The sequence below is a fragment of the Acinetobacter sp. A1 genome, from assembly GCF_012371315.1.
In the GTDB taxonomy this organism is placed as follows: Bacteria; Pseudomonadota; Gammaproteobacteria; order Pseudomonadales; family Moraxellaceae; genus Acinetobacter.
On the sequence record NZ_JAAZQY010000008.1, the window covers coordinates 15,307 to 41,402 of the forward strand.

At 41.6% G+C, this 26,096-nt stretch carries 29 protein-coding genes; 11 read left to right on the forward strand and 18 right to left on the reverse strand.

The features are described 5' to 3' along the window. Positions 1–39 precede the first annotated feature (39 nt). The 4 genes from HHA41_RS04635 to HHA41_RS04650 all read left to right on the forward strand — a co-directional run bounded on the left by HHA41_RS04635 (position 40) and on the right by HHA41_RS04650 (position 4,651). Entirely contained in the window at positions 40–1,071 is a 1,032-nt protein-coding gene (locus HHA41_RS04635) for a lipase secretion chaperone (RefSeq protein ID WP_168460727.1), read from the forward strand. Positions 1,072–1,469: 398 nt separating this feature from the next. Then, positions 1,470–2,390 carry a triacylglycerol lipase gene (locus HHA41_RS04640; RefSeq protein ID WP_252726716.1) on the forward strand — a complete coding sequence of 307 codons (921 nt, stop codon included), beginning with the start codon at positions 1,470–1,472 and terminating at the stop codon, positions 2,388–2,390. Between the two features lie 208 nt (positions 2,391–2,598). Further along, positions 2,599–3,567 carry a triacylglycerol lipase gene (locus tag HHA41_RS04645; RefSeq protein ID WP_168460729.1) on the forward strand — a complete coding sequence of 323 codons (969 nt, stop codon included), beginning with the start codon at positions 2,599–2,601 and terminating at the stop codon, positions 3,565–3,567. A gap of 103 nt (positions 3,568–3,670) precedes the next feature. Next, a complete protein-coding gene (locus HHA41_RS04650) occupies positions 3,671–4,651 on the forward strand; it encodes a triacylglycerol lipase (RefSeq protein ID WP_168460730.1) in 981 nt (326 codons plus the stop codon). Between the two features lie 67 nt (positions 4,652–4,718). Here HHA41_RS04650 and rplS read toward each other — a convergent pair whose 3' ends face one another. The 12 genes from rplS to ispH all read right to left on the reverse strand — a co-directional run bounded on the left by rplS (position 4,719) and on the right by ispH (position 15,354). Further along, the gene (gene rplS, locus HHA41_RS04655) at positions 4,719–5,090 is read right to left on the reverse strand and encodes a 50S ribosomal protein L19 (protein WP_004974529.1); all 372 of its coding nucleotides are present in this window, start codon (positions 5,088–5,090) and stop codon (positions 4,719–4,721) included. A 181-nt stretch (positions 5,091–5,271) separates the two neighbouring features. Continuing rightward, positions 5,272–6,012, reverse strand: coding sequence for a tRNA (guanosine(37)-N1)-methyltransferase TrmD (gene trmD / locus HHA41_RS04660; RefSeq protein ID WP_168460731.1), 741 nt, complete (start codon positions 6,010–6,012; stop codon positions 5,272–5,274). 42 nt (positions 6,013–6,054) lie between these two features. Beyond that, the gene (rimM, locus tag HHA41_RS04665; RefSeq protein WP_168460732.1) at positions 6,055–6,603 is read right to left on the reverse strand and encodes a ribosome maturation factor RimM; all 549 of its coding nucleotides are present in this window, start codon (positions 6,601–6,603) and stop codon (positions 6,055–6,057) included. 27 nt (positions 6,604–6,630) lie between these two features. Continuing rightward, the gene (rpsP, locus tag HHA41_RS04670; protein WP_004974526.1) at positions 6,631–6,888 is read right to left on the reverse strand and encodes a 30S ribosomal protein S16; all 258 of its coding nucleotides are present in this window, start codon (positions 6,886–6,888) and stop codon (positions 6,631–6,633) included. A gap of 142 nt (positions 6,889–7,030) precedes the next feature. After that, positions 7,031–7,486, reverse strand: a complete 456-nt coding sequence (locus tag HHA41_RS04675; RefSeq protein ID WP_131260620.1) for a type IV pilin protein — start codon at positions 7,484–7,486, stop codon at positions 7,031–7,033. Continuing rightward, entirely contained in the window at positions 7,480–7,932 is a 453-nt protein-coding gene (locus HHA41_RS04680; protein WP_168460734.1) for a type IV pilin protein, read from the reverse strand. The genes HHA41_RS04675 and HHA41_RS04680 overlap by 7 nt, the downstream gene beginning before the upstream one ends. 9 nt (positions 7,933–7,941) lie before the next feature. After that, positions 7,942–11,424: a PilC/PilY family type IV pilus protein gene (locus HHA41_RS04685; RefSeq protein WP_168460735.1), complete on the reverse strand. Its 3,483-nt coding sequence runs from the start codon at positions 11,422–11,424 to the stop codon at positions 7,942–7,944. A gap of 15 nt (positions 11,425–11,439) precedes the next feature. Continuing rightward, positions 11,440–12,207: a pilus assembly PilX N-terminal domain-containing protein gene (locus tag HHA41_RS04690; protein WP_168460736.1), complete on the reverse strand. Its 768-nt coding sequence runs from the start codon at positions 12,205–12,207 to the stop codon at positions 11,440–11,442. Then, entirely contained in the window at positions 12,204–13,241 is a 1,038-nt protein-coding gene (locus HHA41_RS04695; RefSeq protein ID WP_168460738.1) for a PilW family protein, read from the reverse strand. Before HHA41_RS04695 ends, HHA41_RS04690 begins: the two co-directional genes overlap by 4 nt. A gap of 1 nt (position 13,242) precedes the next feature. Next, a complete protein-coding gene (gene pilV, locus HHA41_RS04700; RefSeq protein WP_171525238.1) occupies positions 13,243–13,791 on the reverse strand; it encodes a type IV pilus modification protein PilV in 549 nt (182 codons plus the stop codon). Further along, complete coding sequence (locus HHA41_RS04705) at positions 13,791–14,240, reverse strand: GspH/FimT family pseudopilin (protein WP_168460740.1); 450 nt, start codon at positions 14,238–14,240, stop codon at positions 13,791–13,793. Before HHA41_RS04705 ends, pilV begins: the two co-directional genes overlap by 1 nt. 163 nt (positions 14,241–14,403) lie before the next feature. Next, positions 14,404–15,354 (reverse strand): 4-hydroxy-3-methylbut-2-enyl diphosphate reductase, encoded by a 951-nt coding sequence (ispH, locus tag HHA41_RS04710; protein ID WP_168460741.1) that lies wholly within the window; start codon positions 15,352–15,354, stop codon positions 14,404–14,406. A 134-nt stretch (positions 15,355–15,488) separates the two neighbouring features. Between ispH and gmk the strand changes: the two genes are divergently transcribed. The 6 genes from gmk (at position 15,489) to bfr (ending at position 20,646) form a co-directional block, all read left to right on the forward strand. After that, the gene (gmk, locus tag HHA41_RS04715) at positions 15,489–16,112 is read left to right on the forward strand and encodes a guanylate kinase (RefSeq protein WP_168418475.1); all 624 of its coding nucleotides are present in this window, start codon (positions 15,489–15,491) and stop codon (positions 16,110–16,112) included. A 76-nt stretch (positions 16,113–16,188) separates the two neighbouring features. After that, positions 16,189–16,470, forward strand: a complete 282-nt coding sequence (rpoZ, locus tag HHA41_RS04720) for a DNA-directed RNA polymerase subunit omega (RefSeq protein WP_004896248.1) — start codon at positions 16,189–16,191, stop codon at positions 16,468–16,470. Between the two features lie 222 nt (positions 16,471–16,692). Beyond that, positions 16,693–18,795 carry an HD domain-containing protein gene (locus HHA41_RS04725; RefSeq protein WP_168460742.1) on the forward strand — a complete coding sequence of 701 codons (2,103 nt, stop codon included), beginning with the start codon at positions 16,693–16,695 and terminating at the stop codon, positions 18,793–18,795. A 123-nt stretch (positions 18,796–18,918) separates the two neighbouring features. Then, positions 18,919–19,302, forward strand: a complete 384-nt coding sequence (locus HHA41_RS04730) for a RidA family protein (RefSeq protein ID WP_168460743.1) — start codon at positions 18,919–18,921, stop codon at positions 19,300–19,302. Positions 19,303–19,474: 172 nt separating this feature from the next. Then, on the forward strand, positions 19,475–19,669 hold the full coding sequence (locus tag HHA41_RS04735) for a bacterioferritin-associated ferredoxin (protein WP_004974511.1): 195 nt from the start codon (positions 19,475–19,477) through the stop codon (positions 19,667–19,669). Between the two features lie 512 nt (positions 19,670–20,181). After that, on the forward strand, positions 20,182–20,646 hold the full coding sequence (gene bfr / locus HHA41_RS04740; RefSeq protein WP_168418472.1) for a bacterioferritin: 465 nt from the start codon (positions 20,182–20,184) through the stop codon (positions 20,644–20,646). A gap of 165 nt (positions 20,647–20,811) precedes the next feature. Here the strand turns inward: bfr and HHA41_RS04745 are convergent, their stop codons facing one another. The 3 genes from HHA41_RS04745 to HHA41_RS04755 all read right to left on the reverse strand — a co-directional run bounded on the left by HHA41_RS04745 (position 20,812) and on the right by HHA41_RS04755 (position 23,190). Next, positions 20,812–21,105 (reverse strand): type II toxin-antitoxin system RelE/ParE family toxin, encoded by a 294-nt coding sequence (locus HHA41_RS04745; RefSeq protein ID WP_070153485.1) that lies wholly within the window; start codon positions 21,103–21,105, stop codon positions 20,812–20,814. Continuing rightward, on the reverse strand, positions 21,098–21,340 hold the full coding sequence (locus tag HHA41_RS04750) for a type II toxin-antitoxin system ParD family antitoxin (protein WP_004974509.1): 243 nt from the start codon (positions 21,338–21,340) through the stop codon (positions 21,098–21,100). The genes HHA41_RS04745 and HHA41_RS04750 overlap by 8 nt, the downstream gene beginning before the upstream one ends. Positions 21,341–21,558: 218 nt before the next feature. After that, positions 21,559–23,190, reverse strand: coding sequence for an O-antigen ligase family protein (locus tag HHA41_RS04755; RefSeq protein ID WP_168460744.1), 1,632 nt, complete (start codon positions 23,188–23,190; stop codon positions 21,559–21,561). Between the two features lie 405 nt (positions 23,191–23,595). Here HHA41_RS04755 and HHA41_RS04760 point away from each other — a divergent pair, with 405 nt between their 5' ends. Next, positions 23,596–24,051 carry a pilin gene (locus tag HHA41_RS04760; protein WP_168460745.1) on the forward strand — a complete coding sequence of 152 codons (456 nt, stop codon included), beginning with the start codon at positions 23,596–23,598 and terminating at the stop codon, positions 24,049–24,051. Positions 24,052–24,073: 22 nt separating this feature from the next. Here the strand turns inward: HHA41_RS04760 and HHA41_RS04765 are convergent, their stop codons facing one another. From HHA41_RS04765 to HHA41_RS04775, 3 genes are read right to left on the reverse strand one after another with little or no spacing between them, the layout of a single operon-like run. Beyond that, entirely contained in the window at positions 24,074–24,427 is a 354-nt protein-coding gene (locus HHA41_RS04765) for a hypothetical protein (protein WP_168460796.1), read from the reverse strand. 10 nt (positions 24,428–24,437) lie between these two features. Then, positions 24,438–24,998 carry a TPM domain-containing protein gene (locus HHA41_RS04770; RefSeq protein ID WP_168460746.1) on the reverse strand — a complete coding sequence of 187 codons (561 nt, stop codon included), beginning with the start codon at positions 24,996–24,998 and terminating at the stop codon, positions 24,438–24,440. Then, complete coding sequence (locus HHA41_RS04775) at positions 24,992–26,095, reverse strand: TPM domain-containing protein (protein WP_168460748.1); 1,104 nt, start codon at positions 26,093–26,095, stop codon at positions 24,992–24,994. The genes HHA41_RS04770 and HHA41_RS04775 overlap by 7 nt, the downstream gene beginning before the upstream one ends. Position 26,096 lies beyond the last annotated feature (1 nt).

Sequence of the window (26,096 nt, forward strand, 5' to 3'; positions counted from 1 at the left end):
CGATTAAAAAAATAAAACGGATGAAACAGGTGCATCGGAATGCAGAAAAATAAAATATGGATTGTTTTAGCTGTTGTGATTCTAGCCATCGCCGCTTTGGTGTATTGGCTGATGCCGCAGTCAAGCACATCTGAATCTACTTCTCATGAACAGACTGCAGATACACAAAGTGCTAAACAGATACGCATGCAGCAGGCCATGCACAATAACGCTGCTGCGTCATTTTTAAGTCCAAGCCAGCAAGATACCGAAATCAATTGTCAGCTCCGACTAGATTCAAGCAACCGCCTGATCGTTAATGAACAAACCCGCAATTGTTTTGAATATTTTATTACCCAATATGGCGAAAAGAGCCTTGAAGCAATCAGTACAGATTTTAAAGCCTATATTACGCAAAGCCATAAAGAGCCTGCTTTATCGCAAATTTTAGATTTATGGCAGCGTTATTTAGACTACAGAAATGCGTTGGGGCAACTGCAAGCACCGAACTTGAGTCAGGAAGATCCGCAATATTACCGCAGCATTTTTAGCAATATGCAAAACCTGCGTAAACAGTATTTTTCAGATTATGAAATTGAAGGTTTATTTGGTACGGAAGATATCTACCACGAATACACCTTAAAACGTATGGCGGTGATGGATGATAAAAAATTGTCCGAAGCTGAAAAAGCGCAGAAATTACAAGAATTATTTAAACAACTCCCGCAAGATTGGCAGGAGAATTTAGAACAGTTAAATACTTTACAGGATTTGCGCAGTTTAACCGCAGCAATTAAAGCACGTGGCGGTTCTGCCGCAGAAATTCGTGACATGCGTCTAAACTTGGTAGGCCCAGAAGCTACCCAGCGTTTAGAACAGTTAGATGGACAACGTAGTCAGTGGAAATCTCGGGTACAAGGCTATTTGACTGAGCGTGATCAGATCATGAAAAGCGGTATGAGCCAAAATGCCAAACAACAAGCGGTACAACAATTGCGCACCCAGCATTTTAGCAATCCTCAAGAACAATTACGTTTAGACACTTTTGAACAAGTGCATGATCAGGGCGGTAAACTGCCTTTTGCAGATTAAACAATCTGCTGTATTCAACTGCAAAGAAATAGGGCAAATCACTGCCCTATTTTTTATTGTTTCAGTGCACCCTTTCACACATTTAAAGCAAGATATTAAGTTACGCATATACTTAATATTTAAAGACATTTGTATATTAAATTAATTTTACAAATCTGTTCATTCACAGCCTAGAACTGTCCTCAAATGATATGTTTTTTATGTATGGCACATGGAAAAATATCGAATCGTACAAAAAATAGTCGCAGATGACTACCAACAGGCAACAAACACTAAGCTGTAAGGGAGGCGCTTAGATCACAATTTTTCACCATAAAAATAAAGAACACAGGATTGTTATGACCATGATCAATTACACACGTGCCCTTTCACTGGCAGCAATCGGCTGTCTATACGGAATGACAAGCACAGCCCAAGCAGCGCCAAGCGTTTTAGCTGTTCAGGAACGAGTCAAATCAGACTATGCCAAAACCAAATATCCATTGTTAATGGTGCATGGCTGGCTAGGCTGGTCACGCATTGGCAATGAAACCTTCAACATGGATTACTGGTATCAAATTTTGCCTGATCTGGCACGCAATGGCTCTACCGTTTTTGCAGCACAGCTCTCGCCTGCACATCGTACAGAATTTCGCGGTGAACAGTTAATTGCCCAAGTCGAAGAAGTCATGGCCATTACAGGCAAGGCCAAAGTCAATTTAATTGGTCACTCGCATGGCGGTCCAACGGTGCGTTATGTGGCTGCTACCAAACCTGAATATGTTGCCTCAATTACAGGTGTAGCAGGTACATTCCGCGGTTCAAAAGTTGCCGATGATATTCAGAACAATCGTTTATCACGTACCGCTTTTAATATTTTGGGCGATTATATGGTCGCACCACTGATTAGCTGGGCACAAGCTCAACCCGACATGCCTATTGATTTTGATGCTTCAATGGCATCACTCACTGAAACGGCCTCTGCCGATTTTAACAGACGTTTCCCAACCACAGCGCTTGCTGCCAACTGTAATACCAGCGGTGCCAAAGTGGATCGTGGGATTCATTACTATTCTTGGACAGGTGTTTCACAAACCACCAATTTACTGGACATTGATAGTATTTTAATGCAATTAGGGCCGTTGTCTTATGGCCACAAAGATAATGACGGAATGGTCGCGCGTTGTAGTACCCATATTGGCCATGTGATTCGAGACAACTACCGACTGAACCATACTGACCTAGCCAATATGATGTTTGGCTTAACTGGGCTATTTTCACCAGACCCTGTAACTTTATTCAGACAACATGCCAACCGTTTGAAACTTCAAGGTTTATAAGTTGTTTATCTACCTCAGGTTTGATTTTACCCATTAAACGTGTTGTCACGGGTATCACTTGAATATCCCAAAAAGTTGTACCACCACAACGCTTTTTTGAACACCATTTATCATTCAGGGCTTGCTTTATGGTAAGTTTCCTGAATAATAAAAGTTGACAATAGATGTTGTCATGCTAGGAAAGCACAATAAAAATAGAGGATGTTATATGAAATATGGACTATTCATTGCAGGCTTAATTGCAGCAAGCACATTCACCACTGCGCATGCATCAAATGCAGACCAAGTGAAATCCAACTTTGTTTACTCTAATTATGCCAAAACCAAATATCCAATTGTGTTTACTCACGGCATGGCTGGATTTACAACGATTGGTAACGACCAACTTGGTGTCGACTACTGGTATCAAATTTTACCGAATTTAGCACGTAATGGTGCGAACACTTGGGCAACCCGAGTATCTCCGTTTAACTCATCAGAAATTCGTGGTGAGCAACTGGCTCAACAAGTGGATGAAATTCTGGCAATTACGGGTGCAAGCAAAGTGAATTTAATTGGTCACTCACATGGCGGACCAACAATTCGTTATGTAGCAGGTGTAATGCCCTCTAAAGTAGCTTCACTCACTGCGGTAGGTGCACCAAACAAAGGTTCACCAGTGGCTGACTTTATTTTAAAAGTACAGGGCACACCACTTGAACAGCCATTAATTGATATGGTCAATTTAGTTTCCAAAACCATTACTTGGGCACAAGGTTTAGACCCAAACAGCTATCCACATGACTCATTGGCAGGTGCAAACAGCTTAACTTTAGCTGGCTCAGCAGAATTCAACAAAAAATTCCCAATGGGTATGCCAACCACCAGTTGTGGCGAGGGCGCTTATCAAGAAAAAGGCATCCATTTCTATTCATTTACAGGTACCAGTGCAGTCACTAATGTACTTGACCCAGATTCAGCCATGTTAGCCACCAGTTTACTCATTGATAATGGTCGCGATAACGATGGTCTGGTTTCACGCTGTAGTGCTAAATTTGGTCAAACTGTTCGCGACAATTACCATTGGAATCACTTAGATGAAGTCAATCAACTGTTAGGTTTAAAAAGCATTTTTGCTCCAGACCCAGTTGATGTCTATCGTCAGCATGCCAACCGCTTAAAACTACAAGGTTTATAAAAATCACCTCAAATCCCTGCTATTGCCAAATGCTCTAGCAGGGATTTTTTTATATCTCCACCTCAACAACACACCAACAACTCATCCAAGAATAAAAAAACCTATGAAAATAACACACCTTCTTACTGTTGCGGGTTGTTTATTACTCAGCAGCAACTTTAGCCATGCATCTAACTTACAAAAAGTAGATGCAGCTTTCGTACTTTCCAGTTATGCCAAAACCAAATATCCAATTGTGTTTGCACACGGTATGGTCGGTTTTAATCGACTTGGCAGCGATGCACTGGGTATGGATTACTGGTATCAAATTTTGCCCGATCTGGCACGGCATGGCGCACAACCTTGGGCGGCACGCATGTCACCCTTTAATTCTAGCGAAGTTCGCGGTGAACAATATGTTCAGCAACTCCAAGAAGTTATGGCTATTACAGGTGCAAACAAGCTTAATCTAATTGGGCATAGCCATGGGGCACATGCGGTTCGCTATGCTGCAGGCGTAATGCCACAACACGTTGCATCAGTCATGACTATGGGCGGTGCCAATCAAGGGACTGTCGTAGCTTCCGATGTGCTTCAAGTTGCCAACAGCACAGGTACGTCTGAACTCCTCAATCTACTCATCAGCAGCTTTGGTAAAGTTATTTTGTGGGCACAAGGTTTAGATGGCGATTCCTTTCCACATGATGCACTTGCTGCAGGGCAAAGCACCTCCATTGAAGGTACAGCCGAATTTAACCAACGCTTTCGTGTAGGTTTACCTTTAACTGCATGTGGTGAGGGCAAAGTCTATGAACAAGGCATGTATTTGTATTCAATGACAGGCAATAAAGCCGTTACCAATCCATTAGACCCGAGTGATGCAGCGATGCAAGCCCTTGATTTACTCTCCGCCCATAAAGCAGGTAAAAATGATGGAATTGTATCTGTATGCAGTGCCAAATTTGGCAAAACCATTCGTGATGATTTTGCTTGGAATCACCTAGATGAAATTAATTTATTGTTCGGCATCAAAGGAATCTTTGCACCCGACCCTGTTGCCATCTACCGCCAACATGCCAACCGCTTAAAATTAAAAGGCTTATAAACTCAAATTTCAGACATAAAAAATGCGCCTAGACGGCGCATTTTTTAGCTGTAAAGCAAAGTTAAAATTAACCTTGTTTACGTGCTGGTAATTTCTCACGAATACGTGCAGCTTTACCAGACAATTCGCGTAGGTAGTAAAGTTTAGCACGACGAACGTCACCACGACGTTTCACTTCGATTTTAGCAACGATTGGAGAGTGAGTTTGGAAAACACGCTCAACACCAACACCGCTAGAAATTTTACGTACTGTGAACGCAGAGTTCAAACCACGGTTTTTCTTCGCAATTACCACACCTTCAAATGCTTGAAGACGCTCACGATCACCTTCTTTTACTTTTACTTGAACGATAACTGTATCGCCTGGTGCAAAAGCTGGGATGTCTTGCTTAAGCTGTGCATTTTCAACAGCTTGTACTAAAGGATGCTTACCACTCATGGGGTATCTCCAGTATGTGTGGGTCAGAAGAGGTCTGATTTCCACTGGGTATAGAGGCTAAAGCGCATAAACCCGATTGACTTTCCCTTTATGCCTGACCGCTTCAATGCATAAAGAGCCTATTTAAGACTACAAACCAACTGCCTGTAGCCATTGTGCTTAGATAAACCAATTATTTGGTCTACCCTTGCGAATCTTTTAGCCATTTTTTCTGCTGCTTACTCAACTCAACTTTTTCAATCAACTCAGGTCGACGTTCAAGTGTACGTTGATAGCGCTGCAAAAACCGCCATTTTTCAATATTGGCATGATGACCCGATTTTAATACTTCAGGCACGTCCAACCCTTCAAAATGGTCTGGCTTGGTATATTGCGGGCAATCTAAAAGACCATCCACAAAAGAGTCCTGCACATGTGATTGTTCATCAGACATCGCACCCGGAAGTCTCCGGATAATACTGTCTAACAACACCATCGCTGGCAGTTCACCGCCCGATAAAACGTAATCACCAATCGACCATTCCTGATCGACATAATGCTGAATTAGACGCTCATCGACACCCTCATAACGACCACACAATACAATCAATCCATCATATTCAACGAATTGCTGTACTGCAGTTTCATTTAGGGTTTTGCCTTGTGGTGACATATACACCACTGGCACATGAACTGCCCCCGCTTGCTGTGCAAGGTTTTTGGCATGTTGGATTGCTTGCGCCAACGGCTCCGCCATCATCACCATACCTGGACCACCACCAAATGGACGTTCATCCACCCGTTTGTAGTTGCCCTGTGCAAAATCACGTGGATTAATACAAGTAATTTGCATTAAATCGCGTTTTGCTGCGCGTCCGCTAATACCGTAAGCTGTAATCGCTTCAAACATTTCAGGAAAAAGCGTAATGACTGCAAAAAACACCGCAGACTCCTCTATTTTCCTGCTATGTGAATCCTGAAAGGATTAATAATCTACGCCCCAATTCACGTAGATACGACCCGCTTCGAGATCAACACGTTGCACCACATCTTTATGCCATGGAATCATGCGCTCTTCACTATCGACACTGGCAGCAGTTGCGCGAACCACCATCACATCGTTAGCACCTGTTTCAAACAGTTCATGGATTTGACCGAGATTAATTTCCTGTTCGTCATCATCCAGACCTAACACGGTTAAGCCTTTTAAATCTGACCAGTAATACTCGTCCACGCCTGGTTGAGGCAGTTGCGATTTTGAAATCCAGATATTTGCGCCGACCAGTTCATCTGCTCCAGTGCGATCACTCACACCTTTTAAGCTGACCACCAAGCCTTTGCCATGTGGTTTCCAACGTTTTACATCTGCGACTTGCCAACCTGCTTTGGTTTCGATGTACCAAGGCAGGTAGTCAAATATATTGCTCATAGGTTCTGTATTGGAATAGACCCAGAGCCACCCATTTAATCCATAAGCTGAACGTAGCTGTCCAATCTGAATACGATCTTCGGGCACATTCTGTGTTGGTGTCATGGGCTACCTACTACTTAATTAATCTAATTATGCAGCAGCTGCAGCTTTCTTCGCTTGAGCAGCTAAAGAAGCAACACGTTCAGAAGGTTGAGCACCTTGTGCAACCCAGTGAGCAAAACGGTCAGCATCTAAGCGAAGTTTTTCTGCTTTACCTTGAGCTGTTGGGTTAAAGAAACCGATACGTTCGATGAAACGACCGTCACGCGCATTGCGGCTGTCAGTTACAACGATTTGATAGAATGGACGCTTTTTAGCACCACCACGAGTAAGACGAATAACTACCATGATACAACCTTATAGTTTTTACGGATTATCCCTGCATCGACCATCGATACATTTCAAACCCCTTTCATAGAGGGCAGTATTTTACGTGAAATTTGCCCTGAATGAAAGATCAAAACGTATTTATCCGCAGATTTGAATTTATTTATTTGCCGTCCCAGTTGGAAGTTGCAGATGGTGTGCAAGTACCCCCCTTAGTCCAACATTTTTCACCACGGTGGTTGAGTCGGTTATGACCGTCTGTTTGTTGAGAAGTTCCGGAGATAGGGATTGCATTTAAAGTCCACGTGTTTGCAGTTACTCCAGTTAGAGTAACTGTATAAAGTGCTTGTCCTTGGCGTGGAATTGTTAATGGAACTGTTTCTCCAATATTTGCCAATGTAATTGGATTTCCATCAGCTTGTATAAACGTAAAATTGGCAACTTTGTAGCGCTGTAATTTACTAGCAAGCTCCATAAGCTCTGCTTGAGCTTCAACACGTTTTGTTTTACGTACATATTCCTGATAAGAGGGATAAGCTATTGCTGCCAAAATAGCAACGATTGCCACCACAATCATAAGTTCAATCAACGTAAATCCAGAGAAGTGTTTTTTTACCATGCCTCACTCCCTGTTGTATCTGTCCCACATTCTGTAAACGTCACATTGCTGCTGGTTTTATTTTTACAACGAATTCCATTGCTACTCATTAAGAAGCTAAAGTTTCGACCATCATTGTGCTCAGCACGTATCACCCAACTCGTCCCGCTTGCTGCTGTTGCTGTAAGAGCTGGATTTCCCGCAGCACCATCTCGAACCACAAAAGTGTAGTTTTGAACAGCATTAGGAGTAAGATTAAAGCCTAAATAATTAAAATTACGTGATTTCCAACGTTCAAGTTCACTTGCTAAGCGCTGCACCTCTTGCTGTGCTTGTGCAGCATTTGCTCTACGCACATATTCCTGATAGCTTGGAATAGCGATTGCTGCAATAATTGCAACAATCACCACCACAACCATCAGCTCAATTAAGGTAAAACCTTTCTGAATAGATAATGCATTATTCATATATCTGCCCTACCTAATCGAACTAACTTTTTCATACCAGCGTTGAGGAATCAAACAAACTTGAGTTGGCTCCCCTTCATTACCTCCAGACTGGTTATAAACTCTGACTGAATCTGCATTCAAGCAATAATTTTTCTCACTTCCACCACCAGTACCACCACCAGTACCACCACCAGTACCGCCACCAGTGCCACCACCACCAGTACCACCACCAATTACTGCAATAGTATGAATACCAGGGCCCTGATTATCTTTACTAAACCAATCATTGCCAAATTTACTTGGTTCACATTGCCCGTAAGGTAAGCAAAAACGAGTTACAAAACTTTCTCCTTTCACACCTGCCCCACAGTCGCCCGAAATACCTGGCTTAGATCCATCAAAAGTAGAAACATGCAACACCGACTTCATCGCCACTGGCGTACCATATACTTTTTCACTTTGTACTTTAAAAGATTGGAATGGATAATACCAACCGTTGCTACTCGTATATGGTGCTTTTAAAGTCGAATTATTTTTACGATCACTTTCAGTAATTAAACCCAAGTTATTTTTGCGTATATTTTGCGTGGTATGGCTATAACCTGTCTTATATAGATCTCGATTAGCAACATCTTTATCATAAATATTAAATATTGCGTCTTGGTTATAGCCTGTGCCATTGGTATATTCAGCTAAAGGTGAGCTTCTATTACCACTACCTATGGATACCACTGCAAAAGTATCCCCAGTCTTTGACTTATATAAGGAAAAAGCAGGCATATCATAAAAACGTGTTTTCTTCCCTCCTGTGACTGTTAAATCCAACAAACGCACAGGACTTTTTGCAAAAACGCCTAAAGTCTTCGCTTTATTGTCCAAATCAATACGAAATACCTGCCCACCCAAATCACCAAAATATAAATGATCTGTCAAACCATCACTGTCACGGTCGACCGTTCTAATTTCACTGACTACACTATATTTTAAATCTTCATGATGTGTTTTTATGACACCTGAATCCGTTAAAGCACTGCTACTAGATTCTGCATTAGCACTCGCCCACCACAAGAGTTCACCATCGTCGGCATCAAACATATAAACACCAGCACCACGTTTATTGTTTTGCACATATTCATCATTTTCATAACCAGCATAGATGCCTTTCAGACCAGCGGCATCTTTAGCATTACCATCCACCCCGCCAGCATCATAGCCTCCACCAACGAACATCACTTGTGTTCGTTTTCCTTTCCAATTTACCCATGCCAAACGTGGTTTAGACCAACTTTGCCCCATATAACTCAAAGGACCAGAGGTTTCTGCATCAGGATTAATATGAAACTTGAGTTTAGGATTATTCATATCTTGCAAATCGAGTGCATAATAGCTACGCCCACCCATACGTAAGCCGCCATATACATTTAATTTACCTTCTTGGCTATATGCGCCTTTCCCAACAACCAATTTACCTGTTGAATTGACAGCATATTCAGTATAAGCCGTCCAAGGGCCATCAACTCCATAATAAAGTTTGCTCAAACCACCATTAGATAACTCTGGCAATGAAAAAGCTTCTTTTTGACTCTCAAGCATTTCATTTGGTACAAAAGCAAATTTTTCATCACCTGTTTTTGCATCTACAACATGTAATAAACCTTGCGTTGTACCAAATAAGACAAAGTCTTCACGCTGAGTAGTATCAAGTTTGTTATCTATAAACTTAATCTCACCCTCTGTTGTTAATAAAACAGGAGATGAGTGCATTACAGCACCTAATTGTCGAAGCTCTTCCACGGCACCCAAATTACTTATCGTGCTTGGATTATTGAGTTGACTTTCAGACAGCTTATATCCTAAGAGAGACATTAAATATCCTCTATATGGATCATTTTTTGTGTCATCTTGAGTTAAATAATCCAAATTGACACGTTGTAGATTCGTACCGCTTTCAAACGCAGAAGTTGCTGTATTAAAAGTACGGTTTGTAAGTAATTTGCGAGAAGCTATTTCTGGTGCTGTCGTATTACTGCGTAATTTAAGCTGTTCCAACACCCCTCCTGAGGTCGTAACATCTGAAGTCCAATAATCACTTACATCTTTTTTAATCGCTCCACGATCATCAAAAATACTTGCTCCACCTTTACCCACCAATTTCCCTGAGCTATGTACCAAGTATTTTTTCAAATTCCCCAACCATGATTGAGTTGGTTTTTCTGGTGTAGGTTGAAATTGTGGAAAATAAGCATTGTTTTGCAATACAGATGGATTCAGAGCATCGGCAGGAATTGTAGGTGAACCTGTGGTAACCGAAGGGATTTCTGTACTTAAGCTGCTAATAAAATCATTTACGCTATTTACGACATCTTGTGACTCATTACCTGAATACCAACCACCTTCTCCCAAAATCCCCCATTGAGCAGCACGTTTCACATCACTATCTATAGTGCCCAATGCCTCTAAATTTTCTGCTTGAGTCTTATTTTTATCATAAGAGGTCACGTCGTTAAAGTCGCCCCCAAAGCCAACCACTGCAGTTTTAAACTTTAAACCTTGAGCATTTTTTGTAGGGTCTAATAGGTCGAGGCTTAATTTGCGAATACATTCCCAGTCTCCACTACATGAAAAATCAGAATTATCTAAAGCTCTTCTAATTAACCCTTGTGTATTATTATAAATAGTCGGCTCACCATCAGTTAAAACATATATTCCTTGTCCACTACATTGTCTCGCTTGTACTGTTTGTGCCAAAGATGCTGGCGGATTATATGTGCCATTAGTGTCTGTTGTTACGCCAGTTTTTGTACTAGCATTGGAGTATTGCCAACCATTTCCTGTTCGGCCTGCCGTATTACTCCCCATCATATATGCAACAGTTTCTGCATACGAACGTGCAGTAGGCGTTGCTGAATTTGCCTCCAATCCCACAATAGTATCTATTAGAATTTGTCGTTGCGTTTTCCCGCCAACATTATCATCTAAGCGTCTAGCTGGTACTACTATGGCACCATTTGTATAATTTTCGGCTCCATGGGTTCCAATGCGACGACCATTATTAGCGCCTAAAGTAGATAAACCAATAATTTTATCATCTGAAATTCTGGAAATACCTTTCGCTGGATTACCAAAAAGTAAATCCATCATCCCATCCTTTACACGTGTAATTCGGTCATCATACCGCCTTCCACCTCGCTCACACCATTGGCGTCGATATGTTGGGCCACCTTCAATAGGCGTTTGCATAGCTGAATTTGGTGTCATACTCTGATTTGTTGCCAACTCACAGGCAGGTCTAGCAAATGTATTGGAACCATGCTGAGATGTCATACTCCCAGAAATATCCAGCATAAACATTAGGGTAATATCCCCAGACTTTGCAGTCTGATAAATATCAATATCACTTGCTTGCGCAATACCACTTAAAGTTGTACCCGTCACCACGGCGCTAATACTGGTGGCAAGTAAAGTCCGAATATAAGCTTTGTGCAAAGCATTTTTCTTCATTTTATTCATTTTCTTACTCCAATATTAACTAAAGTCTTGAGCAATAACATACTCATTGACATGTGATGCAAAAGGAATATTTAACTCGTCTAAACACTCAGTTACACTTTGTCTTTCGGGTACATTTTCATCCACTGTTGTACCATCTGGAATCGTGACTTCATTCATACGCTGTTGTAAGCACACGTTAATGCTAGTGCGATCTACATTGCTAATGCCAGGCGTAATAGACACAGCAAAAACTTTTACAACTTTCACTGCCTCCAGACGCTTTAACACTTCCTCATCAGTGTTATAAAGTGCACCAAAAAAAGGATCTGTGTCAGGCATACTACTCGGAAATTTAACCGCAACCTGAGTCATTGTTACTCTACGACCACTGGTAAAAAAATTACCTGCTTTTTCAACATCACAATAACCATTTGTCCCCATCATATTGTTGGTTGGCTTCGTATCGCCTTCACGCCACTGCATTAAACTTGCCTGATTTAAGTTAAAGAAATCAGTATTTGTTCCTCTAAAACAAAACACCATTTCCATATCCTTTCTATTAGGCGTATCTATAAATCCGAACATACCATTAGAAGCTAGACTACGAAGTAAGTTACGTTCTTCTTCTACATTAAAAAAAGCCGCATCTGAGTTTTGTACAAGTAATTGTTGCACCTGACTATTGGTTGCAATATTCAACCCAACCATACTTTGACGAATCGCTAAAGTTCCAATAATGGTAATTGCCACCAAAAAAATCAGAACAATAATTAGGGTAGAGCCCTGCTGTCTATGCTTCATTGCCCACGCCCTCCAAAAGTGTTGCGCAATGCAACGGTCTGAGAAACAACCTGACGAACATATCTTGCATTAGTATTTGTAGGCACTGTGACCGAAACTGTTTGGTCTAACACTCTAAATTGCTGGTCATCTCTAATTAAGTTATCACGCCCAACCGTTTGTGCAGAACGCACTAATGCGCCTATCTGCAACGATAGAATACGTGGCTTAGGTGCAGCGAGTGCCATATACTTATCTACTGGAATATATTGATAACGACTATTGTTTTCTATTCCTAGCAATACTCGAAAATGATCCACTCGCTTCATAATAATTTCACCATCTCCACCAAAACCCGTTACAGCTGTTGGGTTTACTCGTGTGCCACTCGCATTCACATGTGGCTCAGCATACCAACCAGCATCACAAGCTAACGCCAAAGTTTGGTTCGGCTCATCAGCAGAAGCATTCGTGTCTGTCCGCAAAAAATAACGCTGTACAATAATTCTTTTAGGTAAAGTTATAGCAAACTGAATAGGGTTTCCCTCACAATCAAAACCACCAAACCATTCACCATCTACTTCTATATATTGAGGTCTATATTGGATCACTAATTGATCACTCATTAAGTCATCACCAAGATCACACCCTTCAGAATCTAAAGCACACTCTACATTTGAATCATGCAAAGCACTTCTAGAAAGTAAATTTTCATTTGCCGAGTTACCAGTAATTGTTCTAAATAAATTGCTCAGCGGAATTGCTGGAGTTGAATTGTCTTTATCAGCATTTATAGAAGAGGTTAAAACCACGCCACCATAGGAAGTACGGTCATTAATTACAGCTTGATCTACATTTAAATTTGCTAAACGAATATCTTTTGTGATTTGATTTAGACCAAAGTTGGCATTATCTTGCACATCAGCCATACCTCGCTGCAAAAAATAGCCCTTTTGTCCTGTGAAAAATAATAAAATTGCAGATGCAGTGATCACCAAACCTAAAGCAAGTGCAATCATGAGCTCAATCAGGGTAAAACCCTTCTGCTTGATCATCTCAATACACCTCCATAATTAGGCAAGTAGAATTAGCATTATAGGCAGCGCCATTTGTACAATCGTCAGCACCATCCCCATTGGTTGCACTTGTATCATTCCACGCCACATAAATACACTGACGCTCATTAACATTACCCTGACAAGGTAACATGTTGACTGTCATACCTATCGTTTCTGCTTTCACAGCGACTTGCGCAACATCAAAATCAGCCATTTCTGTAGAATTACAATTTTCTTCAATACAGTTCCTTGCAAAAGCTCTTAAAGTGGCTTGTGTAGCAATTGCTTGCCCTGCAGGACAGGTAATAGATGTATCTGCATTTCTAAACTCACAAACATACTCCCCCACTCCCCCACGATTCACTCTAACTCTTTCAGCTAAATCTCTTGCAATATTTACAGCTTGTACTCTATAGGTACTTTCGGACGAAGCCTCAATAGCTCGATATTGCAGTGCCACAAAACCTAATACACCTAATGCAAGAATAAGTAATGCCACTAAGATTTCAACCAATCCTACACCACGTTGCTGACTCATTGTTTTCATTAGCAAGTCCCCTCTGCAACCTGTTGAATCGTCCCCATTCTAGAAATACTCACAATTCTTGAAATAGATCCGCCTGCCTCATTACAGATATTAAAAGTTGTGTCGCTATTCGCCCCCTGAACACTCCCGTTAATTGCAAATTGGATTGAAGTAGGGCTTGAAACTAATACAGCATTACCTTTCGGCATCCAATTTAATTCATCTTCAGTGTTTCCAACTGGAGTATCCAACCGAACAGTGCTGAGTTGCACTTCTACTACTCTGCGCTCAAGCACAGCTTTTGCTCTTGCTTGAGTCAATACAGCTATTAACTCTTGGCTACTACTATTTAAGTTTTGTCGGAGTATCATGTCTCTGAATGCAGGAGCAGCCATCATCGCGATAATCGCCATCACCGCAATCGTCACCATCAACTCAATTAAGGTGAACCCGTTTTCTTTTTTTCGCATACTCCCCCCAAGACACAGACTTTGCCCTATTAAAAATAGTAACCAACAACTTTACAAAAACCTCACACTTCAGGATAAAAGGCATAAAAAAGCAGATAACCGTCATTCAACGGTTATCTGCCTATTTTTAATCAGTTTTTTAAAGTGTTATATGCTTCGCAGTTTAAGCCTGTGTTACAGGAATACGTAACTCTTTGGGCAAACTAAAGGTAATATTTTCTTCACGTCCAGCTAGCTCTTCAGGTGCTGTTGCGCCCCAATCCTGTAAGCGTTGAATCACCTGTTTAATTAAAATTTCAGGTGCAGATGCACCCGCAGTCACTCCAATTTTTGTATTTGCTTTAAACCATGCTTGGTTTAATTCATCGGCATTATCCACCAAGTAGGCTTGTTTCCCCATACGCTCTGCAAGTTCGCGTAAACGGTTAGAGTTAGATGAGTTTGGCGAACCCACCACCAACACCACATCACACTGATTAGCTAAGTCACGTACAGCATCCTGACGGTTTTGGGTGGCATAACAAATATCATCTTTGCGTGGCCCTTGAATATGCGGATATTTCTGGCGCAAGGCATCAATGACTTTAGCAGTGTCATCAATTGACAAAGTAGTTTGTGTCACAAAAGCCACTTTATCTGGATGCTGAACCGCAAGTGCAGCCACATCATCCTCATCTTCTACCAAATAAATTTCGCCACCATTTTTCTTGTCGTACTGCCCCATCGTGCCTTCAACTTCTGGGTGGCCTTCATGCCCAATCAAAATGGCTTCGGTGCCTTCACGTGCATATTTAGTGACTTCAATATGCACTTTAGTCACCAATGGACAAGTCGCATCAAACACTTTTAAACCACGACGTTCTGCTTCTTGTTGTACTGCTTTAGATACACCGTGCGCACTAAAAATCACAATGTTGTCATCAGGCACTTCATCTAGTTCATCTACAAAAATTGCACCACGCTGACGCAAGTCGTCCACCACAAATTTATTGTGTACCACTTCGTGACGTACATATATAGGTGGGTTAAAACACTCAAGGGCACGATTTACAATCGCAATTGCTCGGTCTACACCTGCACAAAAACCACGTGGATTCGCCAATACAATTTCCATAGAACCCTCTATGTTGAAGTTAAATAGGTGGGATGTTTAAAAATTTATGCCAACAAAAGCCAACTTGGCTATTTTGTTTAAGGGGCGTCTACTCTAAAATAGAGAAGATATTTTATCATATCAGGAAAAATATCATGTCGGGTCTATTGTTTGTCGTTTCTGCCGCTTCAGGAACAGGCAAAACATCCCTCGTTAAAGCCCTGCTTGAGCGTGTGAATAATTTACACGTTTCAGTTTCTCACACAACACGTGGTCAACGTCCCGGCGAACTCGATGGTGTGCATTATCACTTCACGCAAAAACAAGATTTTATCGACTTGGTAGAACAAGGCGGTTTTATTGAGTATGCAGAAGTATTTGGCAATTATTACGGCACAGCCCAAGCCACAGTGAAAGATCAGTTAGCCAAAGGTCACGATGTGTTACTGGAAATTGACTGGCAAGGCGCGCAGCAGGTGCGCAATCTTTTTCCTGAATCGAAGCAAATTTTTATTCTCCCACCAAGCCAATTCGATTTACGTGAGCGTTTGTCTAACCGTGGCACAGATGCAGTTGAAGTGATTGAGCATCGTTTAGGCTGTGCAGTGGAGGATATGCAGCAATATGTCAATTTTGACTATGTGATTATTAATGATGACTTTAATAAGGCACTGCATGATTTAGAAGCGGTCATTATTGCCAACCGATTGGTTTTGGCACAACAGGCCAACCGTCATCAAGAGTTGATTCAGAAATTAATTAGCCCACCAACGGCGTGATTAAAACTTGAGTCTATTGACAAAGCACCTTATACTGCACAGTCTGTTTAAATTTATTATTCGAACGAGAATTCTTATGGCACGCGTTACCGTTGAAGATTGTTTAGACCATGTAGACAACCGCTTTGAGCTTGTACTAGTGGCAAGCAAGCGCGCGCGTCAATTGGCACGTCAAGGCATTGAACCAACTGTAGAATGGGACAATGACAAGCCAACTGTAGTGGCATTACGTGAAATTGCTGTGGGTCATGTGTCTAAAGACATTTTGAAACAACGTGATCAAGACTATCAAACTTCAAGTCTTGACCTCGCACTTTCAGCAAATAACTTGAATTTAGATGGTTTTTCTTTCCAATAAGAACAACTTTCTGAAAAAGCCTAGTTTTTTACTAGGCTTTTTTGTTGCCTGAACTTTAATCTTGGGCCAAAAACCGTTATAACATAAGGATTAAGATCTTATTTTAAATGGTCTAAAGACCCTATATTTTGGCATGAAAAAATTTGACAAGTCATGCAATATGCTTTTCATTATAAGGTCTAACTGTATATTCGTTATCACTTGTATTTTAAAGGGTGTTATATGCCAGGCACGATGGTCAGCCAAGCCAAACAACAGCTTCAAGCCATGATCGAACCTTACCTAAGTGTAAGTGATGTCGAACAGGTGCTTACGGCTTGCGATTATGCCGAACATGCGCATGATGGCGTTACCCGTAAAAGTGGTGAACCGTATGTATTACACCCTATTGCGGTGAGTTGTATTTTGGCACACATGCGTTTGGATACCGATACCCTGATTGCTGCCCTCTTGCATGATGTTATTGAAGATACAGACTTCAGCAAAGATGACATTACAGAAAAATTCGGACGTACCGTTGCTGAACTAGTCGATGGTGTGACCAAACTTAGCCATTCCAGTGACAAGGAATACAACAAAGCCGCATCGTTCCGTAAAATTCTGCAAGCGACCTTACAGGACCCACGTGTCATTATTGTGAAACTGGCAGACCGTTATCACAACATGACCACATTGGATGCCTTGCGACCAGATAAACGTGCCCGTATTGCTCAAGAAACCTTTGATGTGTTTGTGCCGATGGCGCGTATTGTCGGCATGAATGAAATGGCCGATAACCTCGAACATCTGTGTTATCAAAACCTTGACCTAGATATGTATAACGATGTGCAAGCTGCCCTGTTACACACTAAGCCAAAACGCTGCGAATACCAATCTAAATGGGAACAAAACCTTGCCGACCTGCTACAAGACAATCAAATTGCAGGTCGTATTAAAAAGAAAAATAACAATATTGAATTACTGCGCCACTTTGTAAAGAACGATATTGATCTACAAGAACTGACCCACAGCCACGCCTTTGAAATTATTTTACAAAGCATTGCTGACTGTGACCGTTTGGCTGATATTTTACGTGACAGCTTTCAAGTCTTGCATTATGAAGATCATATCCGTCGCCCACTGCCAGGCGGTAACCAATCGCTCATGATGCGTCTAAAAGGTGAACAAACCACCTTATCACTTACCATTCAAACTGAATTGATGCGTAAAGCCGCACGTTTTGGTGTGGTCTTGGGTGAAAATGCACCGCAAGCCTGCCGTTCTGCCATTCAAGCCTCTATGCAAAGCTTGAACGTGTTAATTGATGGTGAATGCGCTAAAACTACATTTAGCGATTTACTGGATTATCTGCACCAAGAGAAAATTCATGTTTATACACCGCACGGACATTTACATGAATTGCCGCAAGGCGCCACCGCAGTTGATTTTGCCTATGCAGCCAGTTTGTTCTTAGGTAACCATGCAGTCGGTACAAAAATTAATGGCGAAAGCAAACCACTTTCGACGCCACTAATTAGCGGACAAGTGGTCGAAATCATCACCGATGTTTTAGCCACACCCAACCCAGATTGGTTGAGCTTCATTAATACCCAAAAAGCCCGTCGAGCCTTACAGAATATTTTGCGTGATCAAGATATTGAAGAACAGCGCTTGGTGGGTCAACAAGCACTTAACCGAGCACTGAAATTATTTAATCACTCGATTCAAGACTTAACTGAAGCCGATTGGTTAAATGTGTTGCAATGGCGTCATATCGACTCTAAAGACCGCTTATTTGAGCAAATTGCGGTGGGTGACCTGTTGCCACAGTTGGTTGCGAATCACATTTACGCACTCGATCACGACAGCAGCGAACATTCTGACCGTCTGATTCAGGGCACAGAAGGCATTGACGTGAAATACGCACACTGTTGCAATCCTGTACTGGGCGATCCGATTCAGGGTAATTTGTCACGCCGTGGCTTGATTGTGCATCGTGCGCGTTGCAACAACTTACTGCATGAGCAACATCAACATCCTGAAAATATCATGCCGCTACAATGGACTTCGGAAGATGTAGATGACGTGAGTTTTACGGCTTATCTCAGCATTGATATGGATATGAATGACGAACAAATCTCCGATTTGATCTATCAATGTCGTAAGGCCAAAACGGGAGTAGAAATGGTACGCAGCCACGATGGCAAAACCTATGTGAATATTGTGGTGAATAACCGTAAGCAAATTGCCAAAATTATTCGTGATTTGCGTATGCACTTCGGTTTCCCACGAATTAGCCGTTTAGCGCGCCCCATCAGCATCGCAGAAGAAGCCAAAGCTTGTTAATTTAATGCGGCTGCATAGTTTGACTGTGCCGCACATTCACCAATTTTGCATTATAAACTCATCAGACTACTGAAATGCAGTTGGATGGTCTATGATGTTCGTACATTATTTTAGGAGAAATCAATGTCTCGCCAAGTCATCCATACTGAAAATGCACCTGCAGCAATTGGTACTTACTCTCAAGCCATTTTAGTGGGCAATACTGTTTATTTATCAGGTCAAATTGGTTTAGACCCATACAGCATGGAATTGGTAGAAGGCATTGAAGCGCAAATTCGCCGCGTGTTTGATAACTTAAAAGCCGTTTGCGAAGCGTCGGGTGGTTCTTTGGCCGATATTGCCAAGCTGAATATTTTCCTGACGGATTTATCTCACTTCCAATTGGTCAACCAAATTATGGGCGAATACTTTGCACAACCATACCCTGCGCGTGCAGCCTTAGGTGTGGCTAGCTTGCCTAAAGGTGCTTTGGTTGAAATGGATGGCGTGGTGATTATCAATTCATAAGTGATTATGATTCAAGCACTTAAAAACCTCTAAACGATGCCACCTATTAGGTGGCATTTTTTTATTCAAAAACCCAATTACGATAAATGACTTTTCAAATGATTTTTATTGACAAACGATAATAATTATCAATAATAACTCTTATCTTATTTCAATTATTGTGGTTGCATTCATGTACGTTTGCTTATGCCGTGGTATTACAGATCAAGACATTAAAGAAGCCGTTGCCAATGGTGCAGACAGCTATCGTGAAATTCGCGATATGTTTGACTTGGGCACCTGTTGTGGTCGCTGTGCGCCTGAAACTCGCGCCATCATTAGCGATGAAATTGCACAAATTGCGTCTCGTCTTGCCGTTGCTGCCTAAAGCTGCCGTTTTATTGCTCTCCCGCATTTCAGTATTATAATTTTTACTCGGTGTTTCCTCTCCCGCTTTCGACTACAGCGGGTTTTTCTTGTCTTACATTTCTTCACACCACCTAGCTAATTGTTTTTGATTGCGATTTTCATTTGCGGTCTGGGGTCTATTTATACTTCATCTACGTTTGCGACGACGCATATTTTTTAGCTGATATAAGGCATGGGACAGGAAATTTAGTCATTCTAAATGACTGGCACATAACGTAATAGCAGCAAAAAATATGCTTGTCCTGAAAGGCTGTGGCTAAAACTTTCTCAGATTTTGTTATGAAACTTGGCAATAGTCTCGCTATTCCCTTCGTTTCATGCCTTATCTGCTCAGTTTTAGCCGACAGCGCAAACCATTTATGAAGTATAAATAGCCCCTAAATCACTCGCCATTTTGCCCAGTCTTGTTTAAGATACAAATATAGATTGCCTTAAGCGGTTTAAGGCAGAAATTGTTGATGGAGTGCTGCAATGAAAGGCAATCGTGATGTGATTAATCAACTCAACCAAGTTTTGTATCATCACCTGACTGCAATTAACCAATATTTTTTACATTCACGTATGTTTAATGATTGGGGCATTGAGCAACTGGGTTCGGCTGAATATAAAGAGTCGATTCGTCAAATGAAACATGCTGACAAAATTATTGAACGTATTTTATTTTTAGAAGGGCTACCAAACTTACAACACTTGGGCAAATTGTATATCGGTCAGCATACAGTTGAAGTTTTGAATTGCGATGTTCGTAAAGTCCAAGAAAATATTGAAGCGATTCAAAAAGCGGTGGTTTTGGCAGAGCAACAACTGGACTATGTAACTCGTGATTTGGCTCAGGAAATTCTAGAGAAAGAAGAAGAGTACTTAGACTGGGCCACCACACAGCTTGATTTGGTTGAAACTGTGGGCATTGAAAACTATATTCAAAGCCAACTCTAAGATTCATCTAGTTTAGATAACACAAAAGACTGGAAATCCAGTCTTTTGTTTTTTGGGGCACTTTACCTAAAATTCAGTATCTTGCCTATCTCTAATGAAGAAGCTCTCAATATCAATATATTTTACTTATGCGCATTTTAAATTCTTGGATTTATAAAAAAGTATTTATAACGCAAAAAAATGTTTCATGGGTTGCATCTGTTGATGCAATATCCGAATAATAAAAATTCCATAATCCTGTTTTTTATAAAAAATAGCATGTTGATGATGATCGTGACGGCGTATTCCCTCGCCAATATCTACACATGCATAACCAATCAGCGGTGAACTCACTAACAAATGAAAGGTATTTTCCAAATGTTGCGTGTATTGGTCAGCTTGAGCTACACCAAAATTAAGTAAGGTGTATTCATAAATAGCTGTGAAGTCGTCGACAGCTAAATTTGATAGCTTATACACGATGCTTCTGCTTCACTTGAGCCGCAATATCTTTTAGGCTAAGTGTACTTTCTCCACTGTTCTCACCTGCTTCAATCGCTTGCTTTAAAGCTGCAGTTTGATTTTCTTGCTGCTCCAATAATCTTAGTGCAGATCGCATCACTTCACTGGTTGAACCATAACGTCCAGATTCAATCAGTTTGCTCACAAAGTTATCGAGTTGTGGGCCAATTGTTACACTTGTAGTTCTCGCCATCAGCATGCCTTATTGTTTGAATAGATCATACAATTTTAACACAACTCCCTTTATCTGAACAAAAGTTCAGCATCTCTTTAAATTTTCGCACATGAAATCAATTTTATAATGAATACCCCCTCTCTTTTTAAAGAGAAGTTGGGAGAGATTTTCAACATTGAAAATTTTCACCATATTTGGCTCACTATTTTCAAATCCCCCTCCTTGCGCTACACAAATCAGCGCTGCTCTGCTTCATCCAACAAAGTTGCATAATCCACATTGACCTTGCGCAAAGTGCTTAACAACCACAATTGCTTTTTAGCTTCTGCTTCATAACCGTTAAACGCCAAGACTCGCGCATATTTCAATAAATCGTAAGTGGTTGGATAGTTCAATACAATTTCATGAATCTCTTGCAGCTGTTCAGGCGTTTGCTGACTATACGGATTTAAACGAATCCACTCAATGCGGCGGTTAAATTCTTCTAGTACAAAAATACGGTCTTGATGGGTGATTTTTTCAGGTGTGTGTTCATAACGTACCGACTGATTCAGTTTTGGCACCATCACTTCATAATCACGATAAATCAGCATCAACAACAATGCGCCAAGTACAAAAGTACTGCGTAAATAAATTGCAGATAAAGTGAAGCTTTTGAACACCCGTTGTGACTGAACCATGCCGATAATAAAGCCTACAGGCAGCAGGAAGTAGGCATAATTTTGCGGAAACTCCAGCATTGCATGCACACTAAATGCACCGACCATCAAAATACCCACAACCGATTCAACCGATTGGGTATATTTATGCAGTTGGTAGCCCCAATAGCCCAAATACGCTAAAAATGGCACGCCGAGTATCACACCATTCCAAAGTAAAAAGTCTAAAATAAAATTGTGTGCGCTACGAATCCACACAGGACCTTGCACAAATTCGCTAATCGTGACATACGCCACACTGGTTTGATGCCAACCATAGCCCCACCAAGGTTGATGTTCAATCGCAGCGAGCATTTGCTGCCAAATGGCCAAGCGTGACATATCACCTGTGGCGCGTTGCACCACATCAGGAGATTGCACCGAGAGGTCTGCACTTTGTGAGAGTAGTTGACTGAAAGCAGGTACGATAAAAATCAGCCCGATAAATGCGGCAAACCACAGTAAGCTATAGCGCCATTTAATCCGCATCACGCCACGGTATTGCTGATAGCCCAAATAGGTCAAGAGACACAGCGATGCCAACCATGACGTCCGCGATTGACTCAATACCACACCGACCAAAATCATGGCAGCAGCAATCGCAATCCACACGGTTTTAAGTTTTTGTTTTTCGTATAAATATAGGCATGCCATGAGTGACATCACCAAAAAGGTCGCCATATTGTTTGGCTGGGCAAAGTTGGCATAAGGGCGTTGTCCAATTTTAATATCCACCATCATTGGCAGGTATTGGTCGAGTGTGAGCCACTGGCAAATTGCCATGAATGCGGTGATACTTCCCACGCCGAGTAGCACATAACTAAAGCCTGCGAAGATGCGTTCACGTTCGCTGTTATTTTGCGTGAGGTTGTAGCCAAAAATGATTGCTAACCAAAAACTGAATATATACACGCTGCTGAGCAAGGCTTTGTCAAAGAAGTAGACCAAGCCAAAGCCCCACTGAATGAGTGGAACACTGCACAGTGCTAGTAATGGCAGGCTAATTTTAGGTATCTGTAATTTTTCTTTAAACAGGCAGGCTGCAAGGGCAAACAGGGCAAAAAATGCGTAAAGTTCACCTGTATAGGTGACCCACGGGCGGTAGTGTATGGGCAATAGCCATGCTAAGGAGATAAGGATAGCAGCGAAAAATAGCAATGCAGATTTCATAGGAAAAATAGACCAAAAAACTGGCTCTATCTTATATTTTTTTAGGCAAGATGACAGTGCTTTGTGTGGCAAGTTTGATTGGAATTCTGCCAGTTTTGAAGTAGGCTAGTTATGTGGCGAAGATTAAATACGCTATTAGTCATACTCAGATCATAAAATATTATCAGAAAAATGTGACATAAATCACATATTGACAATATTTGTCCAAAGTATAAAATTCAAACTGACAAAATTTGTCACTTTTTAGCAAAAATATACAGTCGAATTAAAAGTCTTAAATTTTTTATGTGTAAGGTGCTGTTTTTCTGTGTAAATTGTCTATAATAAAAGTTGGCACGTTTAGTGCTAAGTATAAAATAGCTTACAAAGCTTATAACTAAATTAACAACATTTGTGGAGAATGTTATGAACGCTCAAAAAGGCTTTACATTGATCGAGCTGATGATTGTGGTCGCTATTATTGGTATTCTTGCTGCAATTGCGATTCCAGCTTATCAAACTTATATTGCTAAATCACAAGCCTCTGCTGGTTTAGCTGAAATCGCTGGTGTGAAAACTGGCTATGAAGCATTAGTTTCTGAAGGTACAGAAATTACAGGTTTAAGCCAAATCGGATTACCTGCTATTGCAAGTGCACGTTGCTCAGAGCTTTCTGCTACAACATATACTGCTACAACAGGTGCAGCAGATGACGCTATCGTTTGTAAATTAGCAGGTTCCCCTAAAGTATTAGGTAAATTCATTGCATTAGAACGGGCTGCAACTGGTGTATGGACTTGTGTAACAGATCTTGATGAAGAGTTTCGACCTAAAGGCTGTGAAGCAGGTACTCCAACAACTGGTGCTGTAACAGCTCTATAATGATATAAACTCAAAAAACGCATCAAATTTGATGCGTTTTTTTTAATTCAAAATTCTCCAACAGTAACAAATTACACTTTTCCAGCAGTTTTTCATAATCTTCTTTCAGCTGCTCATAATCACTTTTCACCGCCTTGGTCTTAGTTTTCGCTTGCTCAATCCGTTGTGCAGGCGAAAGAACATTTTGCCCTGCTGCCTGTGCAGCTTGTTCAATTGCCTCAATTAATGCAGCATGACGGCTCTTTTTAATCGAGCCTCGTTTACGTCCAGCCTCCATTGCAACCGTGTCATTATTAATGGCAGAGCCTTTCGGTAGAATAATCGGTTTGTTGGCTTTTAATCGTTCTAAGTGAATTTCGGCTCTTATGTAATCAATGTATAATAAATCACCCTAAAATAATCGGCGCATTGACCAATTCATTTTGCTGATCAAGCAACTGGCGGTCATAAAACACATCCAAAATTTCACCAATTTCTTGCACGCCTGTGATTACCGCTTGCCGATACTGCTGCTGCGCCAACCCCTGCACAATATGTGCACAGACTTCATCCCACACCTGTTGCGTGGTCGCGGTTTTAATGCCACGGTCAATCACAATTTCCACCTTGCGCTCACACAAATTCAGGTACAGCAACACCCCGCTGTTCAGTTCAGTATCCCAAACACCCAATTCTGCAAACAACTGACGTGCGCGGGCGTGAGTATCTACCGCATACGCCAAACGCGAGGGTAAACAACCTTCAATCACCACCTGAATTTCACCTACATGCCCATGCTCGGCGGCGGTCACCGCTTCTGCAATGGCATGCTGATCTTGTGCATTAAAAAAACGTTTGGTGGCAGGTAAATAAAAGAAATGCTTCAGCCAACGCTTTACACTCGGACGGGCTACAATGTCCATTTTCGGTTGAGTAATAATTTCTGTTGTATCTGTTTTGGTTACCATGATCCTGATGCTCCTCCCCCACCAAAGCCACCGCCGCCGCCGCTATAGCCACCGCCACCAAAACCGCCGCCACCACGTCCGCCTCCACGCCCTGCAGAGGACAAAAAAACTTGGAAAATGGTCTGTGCAATGGCAGTGATGAGTAAAAAGAAAATTCCCGCGCCAATCATTAAACTGGTGATTAAGCCTGCACCATTGACCAAACCTGCCACTGTACCTGCTACGGCAGCGGTTGAAGCACTTAAGCGTTTTCCGACAATCAGTGAGCCAATGACCCCTGCAATTAAAATAAACAAGGCGCTACTCAAAGTTTTTTCACGTGCCTGTTGCTCTTGCAAAGCTTGTTCCTGACGCTGTTTAAGTTCTTGCGCCGCCTGTGCAGCAACTTCGGGGTCTAAGTTTAAAATCCGTTCGATTTCTGCTAAGCCTGCATCAATACCTTGTGCATATTGGGCTTGTTTAAAATAGGGGGTAATTCGTTGGTTAATAATCCGACTGACTACAATATCGGGCAGCACACCCTCTAAACCATAACCTGTTAAAATTTGAATACGGCGGTCATTGACTGCAATTGCCATCAACACACCATTGTCTTGCTTGGCAGAACCAAGCTGCCATTGTTCTGCGACCCGCATGGCAAAATCAAAAATATCTTCCTGCCCTGTGGTCGGTACAATCACCACCCCAATTTGTGCTTTGGCTTGTTGATGTAAATTTAAAATCCGCTGGCTGATTTGCTGTTTTTCTGCAGCAGTGAGCAAATTGGCTTGATCGACTACGGGCTGATTCAATGTCGGCAAAGCACGGATGGATTCACCCTCTGCCATATCATTGGCAATTTGCGGTTGCTGAACGGGTGTTTCTATAGGTGCTTGCTGAGTGCTCGATGTAGGCTGACGTGAATTTGTAAGATCTGGGATAGGGTTGGCATTTTGAGGATGCTGTTGCTGCACAATTTTACCCAGCACCACAGCTTCGGCAGTTTCATCGGTTGCGGTGGCAACTTCACTATATGCCAAGCAGCTGAAACACATCACCATAATGAGCAGCAATATTTGCCCAAGGTTCATGTGGGTCTTGCTGTGCGATAGCAGCATT

Excerpts from the sequence above, each read along its gene's own strand:
- HHA41_RS04735 (WP_004974511.1), top strand. The coding sequence starts at position 19,475 with ATGTACGTTTGCTTATGCCGTGGTATTACAGATCAAGACATTAAAGAA.
- ispH (WP_168460741.1), bottom strand. The coding sequence starts at position 15,354 with ATGGAAATTGTATTGGCGAATCCACGTGGTTTTTGTGCAGGTGTAGAC.
- HHA41_RS04640 (WP_252726716.1), top strand. The coding sequence starts at position 1,470 with ATGACAAGCACAGCCCAAGCAGCGCCAAGCGTTTTAGCTGTTCAGGAA.
- HHA41_RS04705 (WP_168460740.1), bottom strand. The coding sequence starts at position 14,240 with ATGCGAAAAAAAGAAAACGGGTTCACCTTAATTGAGTTGATGGTGACG.
- rpoZ (WP_004896248.1), top strand. The coding sequence starts at position 16,189 with ATGGCACGCGTTACCGTTGAAGATTGTTTAGACCATGTAGACAACCGC.
- HHA41_RS04725 (WP_168460742.1), top strand. The coding sequence starts at position 16,693 with ATGCCAGGCACGATGGTCAGCCAAGCCAAACAACAGCTTCAAGCCATG.
- HHA41_RS04760 (WP_168460745.1), top strand. The coding sequence starts at position 23,596 with ATGAACGCTCAAAAAGGCTTTACATTGATCGAGCTGATGATTGTGGTC.
- HHA41_RS04645 (WP_168460729.1), top strand. The coding sequence starts at position 2,599 with ATGAAATATGGACTATTCATTGCAGGCTTAATTGCAGCAAGCACATTC.
- HHA41_RS04770 (WP_168460746.1), bottom strand. The coding sequence starts at position 24,998 with ATGGTAACCAAAACAGATACAACAGAAATTATTACTCAACCGAAAATG.
- rplS (WP_004974529.1), bottom strand. The coding sequence starts at position 5,090 with ATGAGTGGTAAGCATCCTTTAGTACAAGCTGTTGAAAATGCACAGCTT.
- HHA41_RS04685 (WP_168460735.1), bottom strand. The coding sequence starts at position 11,424 with ATGAATAAAATGAAGAAAAATGCTTTGCACAAAGCTTATATTCGGACT.
- rimM (WP_168460732.1), bottom strand. The coding sequence starts at position 6,603 with ATGACACCAACACAGAATGTGCCCGAAGATCGTATTCAGATTGGACAG.
- HHA41_RS04730 (WP_168460743.1), top strand. The coding sequence starts at position 18,919 with ATGTCTCGCCAAGTCATCCATACTGAAAATGCACCTGCAGCAATTGGT.
- HHA41_RS04775 (WP_168460748.1), bottom strand. The coding sequence starts at position 26,095 with ATGCTGCTATCGCACAGCAAGACCCACATGAACCTTGGGCAAATATTG.
- HHA41_RS04755 (WP_168460744.1), bottom strand. The coding sequence starts at position 23,190 with ATGAAATCTGCATTGCTATTTTTCGCTGCTATCCTTATCTCCTTAGCA.
- pilV (WP_171525238.1), bottom strand. The coding sequence starts at position 13,791 with ATGAAAACAATGAGTCAGCAACGTGGTGTAGGATTGGTTGAAATCTTA.
- HHA41_RS04635 (WP_168460727.1), top strand. The coding sequence starts at position 40 with ATGCAGAAAAATAAAATATGGATTGTTTTAGCTGTTGTGATTCTAGCC.
- HHA41_RS04675 (WP_131260620.1), bottom strand. The coding sequence starts at position 7,486 with ATGGTAAAAAAACACTTCTCTGGATTTACGTTGATTGAACTTATGATT.
- HHA41_RS04650 (WP_168460730.1), top strand. The coding sequence starts at position 3,671 with ATGAAAATAACACACCTTCTTACTGTTGCGGGTTGTTTATTACTCAGC.
- HHA41_RS04695 (WP_168460738.1), bottom strand. The coding sequence starts at position 13,241 with ATGATCAAGCAGAAGGGTTTTACCCTGATTGAGCTCATGATTGCACTT.
- HHA41_RS04690 (WP_168460736.1), bottom strand. The coding sequence starts at position 12,207 with ATGAAGCATAGACAGCAGGGCTCTACCCTAATTATTGTTCTGATTTTT.
- gmk (WP_168418475.1), top strand. The coding sequence starts at position 15,489 with ATGTCGGGTCTATTGTTTGTCGTTTCTGCCGCTTCAGGAACAGGCAAA.
- bfr (WP_168418472.1), top strand. The coding sequence starts at position 20,182 with ATGAAAGGCAATCGTGATGTGATTAATCAACTCAACCAAGTTTTGTAT.
- HHA41_RS04750 (WP_004974509.1), bottom strand. The coding sequence starts at position 21,340 with ATGGCGAGAACTACAAGTGTAACAATTGGCCCACAACTCGATAACTTT.
- HHA41_RS04680 (WP_168460734.1), bottom strand. The coding sequence starts at position 7,932 with ATGAATAATGCATTATCTATTCAGAAAGGTTTTACCTTAATTGAGCTG.
- rpsP (WP_004974526.1), bottom strand. The coding sequence starts at position 6,888 with ATGGTAGTTATTCGTCTTACTCGTGGTGGTGCTAAAAAGCGTCCATTC.